This is a genomic window from Alkalicoccobacillus porphyridii, from assembly GCF_007293315.1.
Classification (GTDB): domain Bacteria; phylum Bacillota; class Bacilli; order Bacillales; family Bacillaceae_D; genus Alkalicoccobacillus; species Alkalicoccobacillus porphyridii.
Genome location: NZ_VLXZ01000001.1, coordinates 508160 through 523080, shown reverse-complemented (window position 1 = coordinate 523080; position 14921 = coordinate 508160). Strand labels below are relative to the sequence as shown.

The window sequence follows — 14921 nt, the reverse complement described above, 5'->3', positions numbered from 1 at the left end:
AGTATAGAATAAATGACAGAAAAAAACACGGAGGTGCAATGATGTATCAGACAACAACAGTACCTGAGACACCTTTTGCACGATTTTTGTCTCAACATGAAATTACACAGCAACGAATGGCGAATATGTGTGGTGTTAGTAGAGAAACTGTCCGGAGATTATGTAAAGAGGACAGCGAGCCAAGCGTAAGGAGTGCTAGACGAATTATCATTACACTTCAAGATATGGATTTTAAAGTAGACTTTGATACCTTTTGGGATTTATAGAGCTCAGTCTAATCTTTTAAGAAGTCTGAAACAGCCTCTTTAAATTCACTAAGCGGTTTTTGCCACTCTTGTTTAGAATCAATTGTAAGTGACTCTAATATGCTATCAATTAAAAAAGTACGAGGTTCGGCTTGTTGGATAAGCTCATCATTGAGAAAATCCAGTCGTTCCTTGTGCTTTTTTTGTTCATCCTCGCTTGTATGCTTAGAAATGAGCTGCTTTAAATTAAATAAAGCATCTTCTAGTATTTCTTTGCGCATATCTTCTTCCTTCATTTGATCTGGTGCCCAATGATCCAATAGCTTTGGATCTAATAGTTGTTCATTACGAATAGTGACTTGATGAACAAACTCTACTAAACGATTCATACAATACTGAACCACAACCTTACTATTCATTCCTGGTTTAGGTGGAGTGTTGGCATAATAGCGTAAATGCATATGAAGTATTCCGGTCATCATGACTGCGCAATCTAATAAATAAGGCGATGACTCTTCATCAAATATATCCTTAAGCCTTTGGTGCAACCACTTTAATTCGTACAATTGATGCTGCTTAATGTATTGCTTCAGGTCAATATCATCTGAGAAAAAGATTTCTTGAAACAAGGAGAACATTTTATACTCCTCTAAATGTTCAATTTCAATGACAAGTTGCTCTTTGAGTGTATCAAGGTCTTTTGAGTCACGATACAGTAATACTTCATCTCTTGCTTGTTCAATTTTATGATTAAGCCATTGAAAAACAGCAAGTATAATATCACTTTTAGATGAAAAATACTTATATAAGGTTCCTTTAGATATTGAGCTCCGATCCAGTATATTTTGTACGGATGCAGCGCGATATCCTTTTTCAGAAAAAACTTGATGAGCGCTTTCAATAACGTCCTGTCTACGGTTACTCATTTGACACCTCTCCATGTATGAAAAAAGATAAATTATCCTGTTGCAATTCACAATTGACAGGAGTAATATAAGTTCAGTATAACACTGGTACAAAAAAATGAACAGTTGTTATGGGGGATATATATGTCAACTACATTAGAAGAAAATAAACGACCTCCCTACGGCATCATTGCCATATTGCTTGCAGGGGCATTTATTTCGATATTAAATGAAACGTTACTTAACGTTGCATTACCGTCTATTATGAGGGATTTTGAAATTTCAGCATCAACCGTTCAATGGTTGGCAACAGGGTATATGCTGGTGAACGGAGTACTAATTCCAGTTACAGCATTTCTTATTCAAAAATTCTCTGTTAGAAGTTTATTTTTAACAGCCATCAGCTTGTTTACAATTGGAACAATTTTAGCCGTTATCTCATGGAACTTTCCGGTTCTATTATCTGCGCGTGTGATTCAAGCGTCAGGTTCAGCTATTATGATGCCATTATTAATGAATGTGCTATTAACTGGCTTTCCAATTGAAAAAAGAGGAGCTGCCATGGGGGTTTTTGGCTTGGTGATGATCTTTGCTCCAGCTATCGGTCCAACCTTGTCTGGTTTTTTAATTGAGCACTATTCATGGAAGATGCTATTTTATGTCACACTGCCTGTGGCCGCTGTCATTTTACTAACAGCCATCTTTTTGTTACATGATAAAAAAGAGTCCGTTGCGATTAAGTTAGATGGGTTTTCGGTCATCCTATCGAGTATCGGTTTTGGTGGATTGTTACACGGGTTCGGTTCAGCAGGAGACAAGGGCTGGAGCGCACCAGAGGTTTATCTTACGTTAATTGTCGGTGCGATTGCTTTAGTTGTCTTTATCCTACGTCAGTTAAAATTAGAAGTACCGATGCTTGAATTCCGAATTTATCGGTATCCGATGTTTGCTTTATCATCTATGATCTCTGTTACATTGATGATGGCGATGTTTGGTGCTATGTTACTTCTCCCAATGTATGTACAAACTATTAGAGGGATTTCGCCATTAGATTCAGGCTTGCTTATGCTTCCAGGAGCCTTGTTAATGGGCGTCATGTCACCTGTCACAGGTAAGCTTTTTGATAAATACGGAGCAAGGATTCTAGCTATTACAGGATTATCAATTACGATCTTAACGTCCTTTATGTTTAGCCGATTGACAATGGAAACAGCCTATACCACACTCATGCTTCTTTATACAGCAAGAATGTTTGGGATGTCCATGGTCATGATGCCTGTTATGACCAACGGATTAAACCAGCTACCTGCCCGATATAATCCACATGGAACGGCCATGAATAATACACTTCAACAAGTGTCAGGGGCAATTGGGTCTGCTCTTCTCATTACAATCATGTCAACCAGAACGACCACCCATATTGAGGAGCTTGCAGGATCCGGACTAGCAGGACAGGACCTGATTAATCAAGCAACTGTTGAAGGCATTAATGATGCATTCCTTATCACTGTATTTGTGGCACTAATTGCACTTGTTCTCTCCTTCTTTATGAAACGTTCAAAGCCAGGAGAAGATTTTCGTGATCAACCAGTAAAAGCAAAAGAGCAAAAGGAAGAGCCGCTAGCTGAACCAGCTACACAAGTCTAGAAAAAATCAGTGAGAGTAGCATCTCACTGATTTTTTTCATATTAACTGCTAGTGCGGGTTTTGTAGGTACTCCACCAATCCAATATATTTGCGTGGTCGTGCCAATTAAGGATTTTAGCTGTATTTGTTCGGTCACGGTCAATTTTAATAAGATGCTTTGTATTGGCGGTTTCGGCGATAAAATAATAATGCCACGGTAAAGCCGTAATTGTATGCGCTCGCTCACCTGATTGCTCAACGATATAGCAAACCCAATTAATATCTGTATCTTTTATGTACCAGTTCACATCATCAAAACGCTGGGCTTTCACTTGATAATCTAACGTTGGCGCGTGGGGTTCGGAAGTATCTACAGGCTCACCTTTTACTAGGAGAGTCTCTTTTTCTTTTAGGTGCATTTCATAAAGCTCAGCATGAAAAGCCTTTACATCCACTCCGGATGTTTTCCCTAATAATTGATTGGTTAAGGATTGTTGCTCAATCATCTCACTAAGCCCGAGTAGAATGAGTCCTATGAGGGCGAATGGGGAGACCATCATTATAAATTGTAGAAGGCCTGAGGAAATGGCATAAATAATCTCGCCATAAGAAGAAAGATAAGAAGCAGAAACAATGGCTACGATAAGTCCTAGAATTAAACAAGCAATACCCGTCCAAAAAAGAATGCGTGCAGTGTAATTGACTTTCTTCATATAAAAGACCCCTTAACAGTTTTATGATAATTTTACCATATGTGATAAAAAATAAATGAAATAATTTGGGGTGCTGACAAATATTTGTCTGTAAACCTCGATCATTTTGATAACTATTGGACAATTTGCTGATCAAGATGAAAATAACCAATGTAGTTGAGGCAATGACATGTTAACTGGAAACGTCTGAGTGGAAGAATTCTCTATCAAACTGAGATTTTTACTAGGTATTAAGGAGGGTTTGTCTTATTGTTCTTGATGAAGAACGACATGTTCGTTATAATAAATAATACATAGAATTTGTTTTAAGGTTAAAACTAGTGAAATGTAGAATACGAGTTACGAAAAGGAGGAGTGGATAATTAAATGATTGATTATTTAGTAAATATTTTGCCGAATTTTAATGAACATTCCCTGAGTCAAACCGAAGCAATTTTACAATTACAGAAGTCAGAGGAAAGTGGAGTTAAAACGCTTATTGCCGCTCCGACTTTCAAACTTAACAAAGACAAGGTTCTCCCGACCGAAATTAAGGACCGAGTTGAGGCATTAAACAAGCTAGCGCATGACGAAGGGTTAACAATAAATGTAGTACCAGGTCAGAGTGTACATCTTGATGATGATTTACCAAGGGCTTTTTCAGAAGGAGAACTTCAAACACTAAATGATACACAATATATGCTATTGGTATTAGATGGAGAAACCATTCATCCGAGGATATCAGATATACTATATAATTTACAACTTGCGGGTGTTAAACCTATCATTGCTCACCCAGAGCGCCATAAAGAAATTATTGAACAGCCGGAGATTTTATATCGTTTAGTAAAGGGCGGTGCATTAGCACAATTAAACGCATCTAGCTTCACTGGCAGAGTAAGTGGTTACACCAAAAAGTTTTCAGAGCAGCTGATTGAGAATCGACTCGTTCACTTTTTAATGTCCTCTTCCCTTAACACAAAATCAAGAAGCAGTGATTTTTTAAAAGCTTTTCATATATTAGAACGCAATGGTGACGGATCAGATGCGCAGTTTTTTAAACAAAACGCAAATCGATTAATGAAGGATTACAACATCTATGTGGAGCCGCCTTTGCGAGTGAAGAAGAAGAGATATATGGGATTATTCTAAATATCATTTGATGACCATTTGGCAGGGGGTTTTCTCTATGCTGAATGGCTTTTTTTGTATGAGAGCAGGAGCAGTATACCCTGTGATTATGAGGAAATGAAATCGATGTAAAGAGATTTGAGAAAGAGGATATTTTGTTTCTTTGGCTGCCGCTCTCGAAAATGGGGGCACGCTTACCGCGGAATGTATCAAGAAAGAAGCATCGTGTACCAAGAACGAGCTCAATACCAAGAGCCAGGGTACGATACCAAGAAAGAAGGACTGCCCATCAAGAAGAACAAGAGCATTACCAAGAGCCAGAGCAGGAAACCAAGAAAGAAGCCCCCCACACCAAGAGGAACGAGCGCCTTACCAAGAGCCAGAGCTTGTACCAAGAAAGAAGCTCCGCATATCAAGAGGAATGAGCGCCTTACCAAGAGCCAGAGCTCAATACCCAGAAAGAAGCTCCGCACAGCAAGAGGAACGAGCGCCATACCAAGAGCCAGAGCTCAATACCCAGAAAGAAGCTCCGCATACCAAGAGCCGGAGCTCAATACCAAGGAAGAAGCCTCGCACACCAAGAGGAACGAGTGCCTAACCAAGCCCCAGAGCTCAATACCCAGAAAGAAGCTCCGCACAGCAAGAGGAACGAGCGCCATACCAAAAGCCAGAGATGGAAACCAAGAAAGAAGCTCCGCATACCAAGAGGAACAAGCGCCTTACCAAGATTCAGAGTTGGAAACCAAGAAAGAAGTATTGCCTACCAAGAAGAACGAGCTCAATACCAAGAGCCAGAGCTTGTACCAAGAAAGAAGCTCCGCATATCAAGAGGAATGAGCGCCATACCAAGAGCCAGAGCTCAATACTAAGAAAGAAGCCCCGCACAGCAAGAGGAACGAGCGCGATACCAAGCCCCAGAGCTCAATACCCAGAAAGAAGCCCCCCACACCAAGAAGAACGAGCGCCTAACCAAGAGCCAGAGCTCAATACCCAGAAAGAAGCTCCGCACACCAAGAGGAACGAGTGCCTAACCAAGCCCCAGAGCTCAATACCCAGAAAGAAGCTCCGCATACCAAGAAGAACCAGCACCATACCAAGAGCCAGAGCTCAATACCCAGAAAGAAGCTCCGCATAGCAAGAGGAACGAGCGCCTAACCAAGCCCCAGAGCTCAATACCCAGAAAGAAGCTCCGCATACCAAGAAGAACCAGCACCTAACCAAGCCTCATCCCCACACATCAAAAAAATCCACCCAAAACGGATAGATTCAGCGGTGAACTCTATAGGAAGGAGCACTAATCACGAGTTACCTCTAGCTCCATCACATACTTATTAGTTCTGAATTAACTCTCGTAAACGTTCAATCATGACATTATCTGTATAGATTTCTAAAAATTCAATGCCATAGAATGAGAGAATGGTCATTAGAATGGTCCACAATGTGAGGGAAATCATCATCCAGACGGTTGTCCGCATGCGGCTTCCGCTTAATGACATTCCTATTAAGGCAGTAAGGTGGCTACCAAACGTTGGTCCAATTAGGCATAGGCCGGGTAAGCCATATTTTGCAAAGATGCGTTGAGCACGTTCGTTCTTTTTAGTTTTCGCTGGTTTTCCCTTTTTCTCTCGTCTGCGGTCTAACCAAGCTTGAATTTGTTCAACAAAAATAATAACAAGTATCACGGTTAATGCGTTTCCGAGCAAAGCAATAAACCCAGTAAGGAAAGGATCTAAGCCGGCAATAGTACCGATTGGAATCACGGATACGACCTCAAAGAATGGTGTAGCAGCTAATAAAAAAGCGACGAAATATGCAATGATATAACCCATTATAAATAATCTCTCCTCTAATGATTATAAATGTATTAGTTTAAGTAACGTTTAATTTCAATGTACATAATAGAATATTGAATAATGGCAAGTATAAACAACAGGATCAGAGGCACTTCAGGAAAATATGGGAATGAGACCATTAAGGCTCCCATCAATGGAATGGCATACCAGTACATGACATAGACCTTCCGACATGCACGGTTCGTCACCCATTGTTGACCTTCATCATCTTCTAGTAGTTCGTAAGGCGTCATCGTAAAGAATCGAACTTTTCGATTGGGGTTTCTTTTATTATGGATGAACATCAGTATTAAAAAGGCTATTAAAAAACCCACTAGTATGACTAGAACTATGGGGACCAAAGTAGGAAATGGTTTGGCAAGTACATAAAACCATATCATCAGCATGCCAACACAAAATAATTGGGTAATTGGCGAACGGATCATCTTCTCAATCATTGGGTTGTTCCTCTCCTTCTAACCAAAATACGTCCTCTAGTGAAACCCGAAAGACGGCTGCTATTCGTAAGGCAAGCACAACAGATGGTGCGTAATCTGCCTTCTCAATCATTCCGACTGTTTGTCTAGTGGCACCAATTTTTTCTGCTAAATCTGCCTGGGTATAGTCATGTCTTGCACGCAGTTCGCGTACTCGATTTCTCAACATAGAGTTAATCCTTTCTCTATTAGATAATCACAGTGTAAACAATTCTGTTCAAAATGTAAAGAATAATTGTCATTATGTTCATAAAACCTGTCACGATGTACAGTTTTTTTTCCTTGCTTCTTTTTATAGGGACATAAATGGGAAATGCCTGTAATTTACGTCTTTCGGTTAAAAAAACAACTATTTATCTAACAATCACTGTATAATCATGAATAAATCCGAACATTAGGTTGCCCAACTCTTTAAATTTATGTATAATAACCCTACAAGAGATTTTCATTATCTTCTATCAGGTGATGGCGTGGAATTAAAATCAAATGAAACAAAAAAACTGCTCGCACATCTTTATAATGAAGTGTCAAAGGAAATGTTTGGAGTAGGCACAACTTTACTAAAGGTTTCCATTGAAAATGACATTATTACTTTTCAAGCTAAGCATCGACGTTCTCCACGCTCTACAGCGTTAGAGGGTGAGGTGCCAAGTCTTAAGCAGGAAGTTGATTTTCAGTTATCGCTTTTATATAAGAAGAAACTACTGCAAAAGCTAGAGGAACAAACCGATTTAGCCATTGATGTCGTGTTACGCGATTTTGATGCGAGAACCCAGTGGGCTTTCACGAACATCATTTTAAAATAAGGATTTTCTGATCGGATCTATCTGAGTAGAAAACCGTAATACATACTGACGGGTGTAACCAATTCTTTGTATACAAGGAAAAGGGACTCTTGGAGAATGCATTTAATTCTGCGAGAGTGTCTTTTTCTTTTTTTATGGGAACTTTTAGCGTGAGCTGGGAACCCTATACCTAATAAAGAACTCGGGAGGATTTCACATGAAGAAAGTAATAGGAACGTCGCTCATTGCATTAACTGCTGTCGCTTTAACTGCCTGCGGGGGTTCAGATGAATCTCAAGGATCAAATGGTTCACCAACTAAATTGGTGATTTCAACATGGGGTTTCTCGGAGGATTTCTTTAGGGAAGAGGTTTATGCTCCTTTTGAAGAGGAACATAATGTAGAAATTGTTCTTGATGTTGGGAACAATGCAGAACGTTTAAATAAAATCCGCCAAGGAACATCAAATGTTGATCTTGTGTATCTTTCGGATTATTATGCACAACAAGCAGTAAACGACGATTTATTTGAAGAGATTGATCGTAGTAACATTCCTAATATTGAGGAGATCTATGAAATGGCCCAAGCTCCATTAGGAGAAGAATATGGTCCGGCCTACACAATTGGTCAATTTGGAATTGCTTATAATGCAGATGAAGTAGCTGGTGAGATCTCTTCATGGGCTGACTTATGGGATACAAGTCTTGCGAGAAGCCTAACGATTCCTAGTATCACTTCAACAACAGGTCCAATGTTCTTAGATGCTGCTTCAAAAGTTGCTGGAGAAGATACATTTAATGAGGATGCGGCGTTTGCTCAGGTTCAAGATTTGTCTGGAAATGTTGTAAAAGAGTATAGTCAAACATCCGACTTTATTAATATGTTTGCACAAGGAGAAATTGTTGGCGGTCCTGTGATGGAAATGTACGTTAACGATTTAAAGGAAGCTGTTCCTTCTGCTGTGTTTGTTTCTCCGGAAGAGGGCGGTTATGCCGTGATGAACACTGTGAATATTGTCAAGGGCAGCGAAAATAAAGAGCTGGCTGAACAGTTTATTAACTATCAATTAAGCCATGATATTCAAGAAACGACTGCCAAAGCTAAAATCGATTCTCCTGTTAATACATCCGTTGAGTTAACGGAAGAAGAAGCGGAAGGTATTACGTATGGACAAGATCTTGTAGATAGCTTAAATCAGTTAGACATGGAATTTGTTAATGATGAATCAGCAAAATGGATTGAGCGCTGGAATCAAGAAATCGCTAACTAATGTAACGTTGAAATAAGGCGCCGGTTATATTTTAGTCGGCGCTTTTATCATGCCCAAGGGAGTGGTGAAGATGGTCCGAAAAGTAGTATTGGATGTGGATACAGGTGTTGATGATGCACTAGGTATTTTGCTTGCCGTACATTCGCCTGAATTAGAGGTTCAGGCGATTACAACAGTGAATGGAAATGTTTCGTTGTCTACAGCAACCCTTAACACGTGTAAGATCGTTGAGATGACTGGTCAAACCTCTATACCTGTCATTCCAGGAGCAAACCAGCCATTAAAGCGGGTTTCTTACTTTGAGCATCGGATTCACGGTGTCGATGGCATAGGTGGCGCATTAAAAGACATGGTTCCAGTTAAGCAGCCTGAATCTGCATACGCTCCAGATGCAATCATTCATCTTGCCAAAACGAGTAGCGAACCGTTAACCCTTATCATGACGGGGCCGATGACAAATTTAGCTGAAGCGCTGCAAAAGTGTCCCGAGCTCCCTACATACATTGATGAGGTCATATATATGGGTGGGGCCGCACTAGATATGGGCAATGTGACTCCAGTCGCAGAATACAATATGTACGTTGACCCTGAAGCAGCATGGGACGTTCTACAGGCAGGCTTCAAAAAACTAACGCAGGTTGGACTGGATATCACTAGAAAGGCTTTACTCACTGAAGACCATTTAAAACGCTTGGATGATACAAAGTATGGTGCGTATGTTCGTGAAAGTACTTCTGACTATATGAAACGATATAGCGAGCGTAATGGAGTCAAAGCATGTGCCATGCATGATCCATTAGCTGTGGCAACGGCTATTCAACCAAACCTTATAGAGACGAAGCATCTATATGTCGATATCGAGACAAATAGCGACTTATGTGATGGACAAACAGTCTGTGATTTTCAAGGCAGATTAGCGAAAAAACCCAATGCTCATGTAGGGTTACATGTTGATGCAGAGGCCTTTCTCGATTTGTTTGTTCGCACAATCAGTCTTTTGCAGGAGGAGTCATCGTGAAAAAGAAATACATGTATTTGCTGTTAATGCCAGGTGTCTTATTTTTAACCGTTTTTATGGTAGTGCCACTTGCATTAACCTTTGCGGCCACCTTTACAGATGCCGGAAGTTTTTCCTTCCAAGGCTACTTACAATTTTTTCAGAATGAATACTTTATGGAAATTCTCTTTCGAACGATTCGTGTTAGCTTAGTGACGACATTCGTTTGTATCCTTTTAGGGTTTCCTGCCGCTTATTTTATTTCTGGCTTAAATCCGCGAATGAAAGCGATCATGCTACTATTATCTGTCTTCCCGTTATTGGTTAGTCCGGTGGTGCGTTCGTTTAGTTGGATGATTATTCTTGGACGTAATGGATTGCTAAACCAAGTCTTAATGGGAACGGGATTACGCTCGGAGCCACTAGAAATGATGTATACACCCGTGGCTGTAAACATTGGACTTATACACTTATTCCTACCGTTGATGATTGTTACGCTAGTTGGTGTACTCGAAACGGTTGATCGTAATCTAATGGAAGCTGCAGAAAGCTTAGGTGCACCTCGTATCACGATTTTCAGAAAAATTTTGCTCCCGCTTTGTGTGCCTGGTCTAATGATTGGAAGCACACTTGTGTTTGTAGGTAGCTTTACCGCCTATACCACTCCGGCTTTGCTTGGTGGGAACCAACGAGTGATCTCGACCTTTTTGTATCAAAATGCAGTGACCTTAAATGATTGGCACGTGGCTTCCATCGTTAGTGTCATCATGATTGCTGTAACGGTTATTTTTGTGATGGCCATTAACAAACTTGCACTGAAACTAAATCCAAGGGGGTAGATAGCGATGAAAAAAAACTGGCTCTTATCCGTTATAACATTTTTTGTTTTTGCTTTTTTGATTGGTCCGCTGGTGATCATCTCTATCACCTCTTTTGAGCCGGGAAGTGTGCTGCGCTTTCCACCAGAGGGCTTCTCATTTAATTGGTATGAAAACATCTTTAAAGTCTCGATGTTTTTAGAAACCTTTAAGATTTCCATTCTAGTCTCATTAGCAGGAAATTTAATGGCGCTTATCCTAGGTATACCAGCGGCTTATGCGCTTAGTCGTTATGACTTTAAAGGGAAACAACTGTTAAATGCAGTCTTTATATCACCTGTGTTGATTCCAGGTATTGTTCTTGGCTTTACATTTCTGCGTTACATCATTGTTTCTTATGGCATCCCTGTGTACGCAGGTTTGTTTATTGGACATACCATTATTATGCTTCCCTTTATTATTCGAGTGATTTCATCAAGTCTTTCGAATTTTGATTTCTCCATAGAGGAAGCAGCCTTAAGCTTAGGGGCAGGGCCAATTCAAACCTTTTTCAGAATTGTACTACCAAATATTCGTTCCGGTATTATTGCGGCTGTCCTGATTGCCTTTTTGGAGTCGTTTAACAACGTTGATATATCAGTCTTTATGACTGGACCAGGGTTCAGTACCTTACCGATTCAGATGCTAACCTATGTGGAGAATTATTTTGATCCAACGATTGCAGCCATTTCAGTTCTGTTGATGATTCTCACAGCTGGCATGATGTTTCTAATTGAACGATTAATGGGCATTGCATATTTCACAAAAAGATAATGGAGGCACGTGACATGGCATTACTTACATTAGATCAGATTGCGGTAGCCTATCAGAAGCAAGACATTCTGAAGGACTTTCACCTAGATATAGAAAAAGGCAAGCTTGTTTCACTCCTTGGACCAAGTGGGTGCGGTAAAACCACGACTCTTCGATTGATCGCGGGATTCCTTGAAGCAAGAGAAGGAAAGTTCCTTTTTAAAGATAAGGATTATACTCGAGTACCTGTCAGTAAACGCAACTTCGGCTTTGTGTTCCAGAACTATGCGTTATTTCCGCATATGTCTGTTTTTGATAATGTAGCCTTTGGATTAAGACTGCGCAAAAAAACAGCCGCTGAGACAAAAAAGCTCGTTCACGAAATGCTTGAGGTTGTTAATTTATCCGGATATGAAAATCGTTTCACACAGGAGCTGTCAGGTGGTCAAAAACAGCGCGTAGCCATTGCGCGTGCGTTGGTTATTAAGCCTGATCTGCTTTTATTTGATGAACCTCTTAGTAACCTGGATGCCAATTTGCGTGAAAGCATGCGTGTTGAAATCCGTCGTATCCAGCAGGAGCTTGGAATTACGACTGTATATGTATCACATGACCAAGAAGAGTGCTTCTCCATTTCAGATCAAGTGGCGATTATGAACAAAGGCATCATTGAACAACTGGATCAGCCATCGGCCATCTATTCTTATCCAAAAACAAAATTTGTTGCGGATTTTATTGGGTTCAAAAATTTCATCACGTTTACCGGTAAACAGGAGGTAGAAGGTGGATACATTATGGAAGCTGGAGGTAAGAGTTTTCATGTGGCAGATCAAAAACAGGCAGCCAGTCCAAACAGTATGATTGGTGCGATTCGTCCTGATTATTTGTCCATTCAACCGTACAAAGGAGAACAGCAGCAAGCGAACGAGATAAATGGTCGGATAACAGTTAGTACGTTCTTGGGTAGAAGTCATCAATATGTGGTGGATACAGAGCTTGGTCATTTTACCATCAATCAGGATGCAGAATATGCATTTGCTTCAGGTGAACAGGTGACCATTCACATTCCTAAAGAGAAGCTTGTTCTTGTTGATTAATTCTGGAGGGGCCGTTTATGCAAATTGATACGCTGATTACTGGGGTAAGAGTATTTAATAGCTATGAGAAGACATTTAAATGGGCAAATGTTGCGATTAAGGATCAACACTTTCTCTATATTGGTGAGAAGGATGCCTCGTTTTTTCAAGCGAATGAGTTAATAGATGGGCAAGGCAAATATATGATTCCCGGATTAATCGATATACATCTTCACATTGAGAGCACAATGGTCACACCTGCTACATTCTCAAACGCACTGATTCAAAATGGGGTAACCACCATCGTACCTGAGCCACACGAAATGGCCAACGTTTTTGGAGTTGAAGGTGTAAAGCAGATGATCCGAGCAAGTGAAGAGTGTGAAGTGGACATGTTCTATTCCATTCCAAGCTCGGTGCCAGCTACATCTATGGAAACAACGGGCGGAGCCATTGAGATTGCAGACATAGATGAGCTAATGGCAACAGAGAATATCATCTGTTTAGGTGAGATTATGAATTATGTTGATGTGATTTCGGAGTCTGATAACAAAACCAAGCAGCTTCTCCAGCATGTGAGACAAACCTATCCAGATCTCATTATTGAAGGTCATGTTCCTAAGCTTGTTGATACCGATCTTCATCAAATGATTTTTGCTGGAGTTGATTCTGATCATACGCATCAGACCATTCCAGGAATGGAGGCTCGCATCGAGGCAGGTATGTTTATCGAAATTCAAGAAAAATCCATGACGCCTGAAGTGATAGATTATTTAAGCACACAAGATGTTAGCGAACATTTCTGCTTTATCACGGATGACGTGATGGCTGATTCATTGATAGAGCGTGGCCACCTGAACCAAATTGTTAGAAAAGCAATTCAGATGGGCATGAAGGCGGAGGATGCGATTTACGCAAGTACAACCACTCCAGCTAAGCGGATGCGTATGCACGATAGAGGAGTCATCGCACCTGGAAAGGTAGCTGACTTTTGCTTCCTGACTAGCTTAGAGGATTTTAAGCTAGACGCTATTTATAAAAACGGGAAACAAGCTGAACAGAAGGCAGTTACAACTGATATAGAAAAGCAATTCCCGGCGGCCTTTTACGAAAGTGTAAACCTCGCACCGCTCGGGCCGGATGATTTTCTGATCAATGTAGATAAAGCAGATGGGCTCTACACCGCTCGTGTGATGAAGGTTCAGGATGGATCAACCTTTACAGCTGAAGAGCATCAACAGGTTGAGGTGAACGATGGATTGCTTCAATGGCAGAAATCAGGTTACCAACAGATTGCTACATTTGAACGATACGGAAAAGGTGGTACCAGAGCACACGGGTTAATTACAGGGGATATCCTTAAACACGGAGCGATTGCAACAACCTATTCTCATGATAATCATAATCTATTGGTAGTTGGAGCAAATGCGGAAGATATGCAACACGCAGCAAATGAAGTCATTAAGATGAATGGTGGCATTTGTGTGGTACATGATGGGCAGATCAAAGCGCACGTTCCACTTCCAGTTGGAGGCATTTTAACAGAGGAGCCACTCGAGGATCTGGCAAAAAAAGTAAAGCAGCTATGTGATTCCTTACGTGAGCTCGGGTACAAACACTACAACCCAATCATGTCCTTCAGCACACTTTCATTGCCCGTTAGCCCAGCACTTAAGATCACAGACCAAGGTTTAATCGATGTAAATGCAGGTAAAGTCGTCCCGTTACTTATAGAGGATGAGGAGTAGTCCTATCATTAGTAAGACCATGATTAGCTACTCACGAAACGAGCGGACGCAAATGGTGGGCTGACACCTGCGGGATGAACAAAAGTCACTGAAAAGGACGTTTTACCTTAAATATAAATGCTAGTTCAAAGACGTGAAAAATGAAAAGTTCCCTCTTTTCACAAGGAAATCGGGAATGAGAGGTGGATACATCTGAAGACTATCTAAACATGCGTGCGTAAGTCGGTAAGCAAAGCCAATCCACCACCATCCCCACCTCACGGATGGAAAATGCGCGATAAGGTGAGGTATGCGCGAAAAAAAGTAAAATGCGCGAAAAACATCGGGTCATGCGCGGAAGCCAGTAAGCGCAGCCAATCCATTTAAAGATGAACAGGCTAAGAAAAAAATAAGCAACTGCCCGCGGTAAGTTGGCCCCCTATTTCATAAGCGGATTAGAGGAAACTTACCAATCTCCCCCTCATTTCAACGCTAATTCCATGAATGACTAAGCAGAAAGCATACCCA

The 14921-nt window shown here is 40.8% G+C and carries 16 protein-coding genes; 11 read left to right on the top strand and 5 right to left on the bottom strand.

The genetic code is table 11. The features are described from left to right. The first annotated feature begins 38 nt into the window (after positions 1-38). Complete coding sequence (locus FN960_RS22685) at positions 39-266, top strand: helix-turn-helix transcriptional regulator (RefSeq protein ID WP_185970871.1); 228 nt, start codon at positions 39-41, stop codon at positions 264-266. An 8-nt stretch (positions 267-274) separates the two neighbouring features. Here FN960_RS22685 and FN960_RS02410 read toward each other — a convergent pair whose 3' ends face one another. Beyond that, positions 275-1171: a TetR/AcrR family transcriptional regulator gene (locus FN960_RS02410; RefSeq protein WP_185970870.1), complete on the bottom strand. Its 897-nt coding sequence runs from the start codon at positions 1169-1171 to the stop codon at positions 275-277. A 123-nt stretch (positions 1172-1294) separates the two neighbouring features. Between FN960_RS02410 and FN960_RS02405 the strand changes: the two genes are divergently transcribed. Continuing rightward, positions 1295-2797: an MDR family MFS transporter gene (locus FN960_RS02405; RefSeq protein ID WP_143846771.1), complete on the top strand. Its 1503-nt coding sequence runs from the start codon at positions 1295-1297 to the stop codon at positions 2795-2797. 41 nt (positions 2798-2838) lie between these two features. On the opposite strand, the gene FN960_RS02400 is transcribed toward FN960_RS02405, so the two are convergent. Further along, positions 2839-3489, bottom strand: a complete 651-nt coding sequence (locus tag FN960_RS02400; RefSeq protein WP_143846770.1) for a hypothetical protein — start codon at positions 3487-3489, stop codon at positions 2839-2841. A gap of 366 nt (positions 3490-3855) precedes the next feature. Here FN960_RS02400 and FN960_RS02395 point away from each other — a divergent pair, with 366 nt between their 5' ends. Beyond that, positions 3856-4620 carry a tyrosine-protein phosphatase gene (locus tag FN960_RS02395; RefSeq protein WP_143846769.1) on the top strand — a complete coding sequence of 255 codons (765 nt, stop codon included), beginning with the start codon at positions 3856-3858 and terminating at the stop codon, positions 4618-4620. A 183-nt stretch (positions 4621-4803) separates the two neighbouring features. Continuing rightward, a complete protein-coding gene (locus tag FN960_RS02390) occupies positions 4804-5436 on the top strand; it encodes a hypothetical protein (protein ID WP_143846768.1) in 633 nt (210 codons plus the stop codon). 494 nt (positions 5437-5930) lie between these two features. Here FN960_RS02390 and FN960_RS02385 read toward each other — a convergent pair whose 3' ends face one another. The 3 genes from FN960_RS02385 to FN960_RS02375 are packed head-to-tail and all read right to left on the bottom strand — an operon-like array spanning position 5931 to position 7097. Then, the gene (locus FN960_RS02385) at positions 5931-6428 is read right to left on the bottom strand and encodes a small multi-drug export protein (protein ID WP_143846767.1); all 498 of its coding nucleotides are present in this window, start codon (positions 6426-6428) and stop codon (positions 5931-5933) included. Between the two features lie 35 nt (positions 6429-6463). Then, a complete protein-coding gene (locus tag FN960_RS02380; protein ID WP_143846766.1) occupies positions 6464-6889 on the bottom strand; it encodes a hypothetical protein in 426 nt (141 codons plus the stop codon). Then, the gene (locus FN960_RS02375) at positions 6882-7097 is read right to left on the bottom strand and encodes a helix-turn-helix transcriptional regulator (protein WP_143846765.1); all 216 of its coding nucleotides are present in this window, start codon (positions 7095-7097) and stop codon (positions 6882-6884) included. The genes FN960_RS02380 and FN960_RS02375 overlap by 8 nt, the downstream gene beginning before the upstream one ends. Positions 7098-7347: 250 nt before the next feature. On the opposite strand from FN960_RS02375, the gene FN960_RS02370 reads away from it, so the two are divergent. The 7 genes from FN960_RS02370 to FN960_RS02340 all read left to right on the top strand — a co-directional run bounded on the left by FN960_RS02370 (position 7348) and on the right by FN960_RS02340 (position 14414). Next, complete coding sequence (locus tag FN960_RS02370) at positions 7348-7734, top strand: DUF2294 domain-containing protein (RefSeq protein ID WP_143846764.1); 387 nt, start codon at positions 7348-7350, stop codon at positions 7732-7734. Positions 7735-7930: 196 nt separating this feature from the next. Next, a complete protein-coding gene (locus FN960_RS02365; protein ID WP_143846763.1) occupies positions 7931-8983 on the top strand; it encodes an ABC transporter substrate-binding protein in 1053 nt (350 codons plus the stop codon). A gap of 70 nt (positions 8984-9053) precedes the next feature. Next, positions 9054-10001 (top strand): nucleoside hydrolase, encoded by a 948-nt coding sequence (locus FN960_RS02360; protein WP_143846762.1) that lies wholly within the window; start codon positions 9054-9056, stop codon positions 9999-10001. Then, positions 9998-10819, top strand: coding sequence for an ABC transporter permease (locus FN960_RS02355; RefSeq protein WP_143846761.1), 822 nt, complete (start codon positions 9998-10000; stop codon positions 10817-10819). Before FN960_RS02360 ends, FN960_RS02355 begins: the two co-directional genes overlap by 4 nt. A 6-nt stretch (positions 10820-10825) precedes the next feature. After that, positions 10826-11611 (top strand): ABC transporter permease, encoded by a 786-nt coding sequence (locus tag FN960_RS02350; protein WP_143846760.1) that lies wholly within the window; start codon positions 10826-10828, stop codon positions 11609-11611. 14 nt (positions 11612-11625) lie between these two features. Beyond that, positions 11626-12687, top strand: a complete 1062-nt coding sequence (locus FN960_RS02345; protein ID WP_143846759.1) for an ABC transporter ATP-binding protein — start codon at positions 11626-11628, stop codon at positions 12685-12687. Between the two features lie 17 nt (positions 12688-12704). Further along, entirely contained in the window at positions 12705-14414 is a 1710-nt protein-coding gene (locus tag FN960_RS02340) for an adenine deaminase (protein ID WP_143846758.1), read from the top strand. Positions 14415-14921 lie beyond the last annotated feature (507 nt).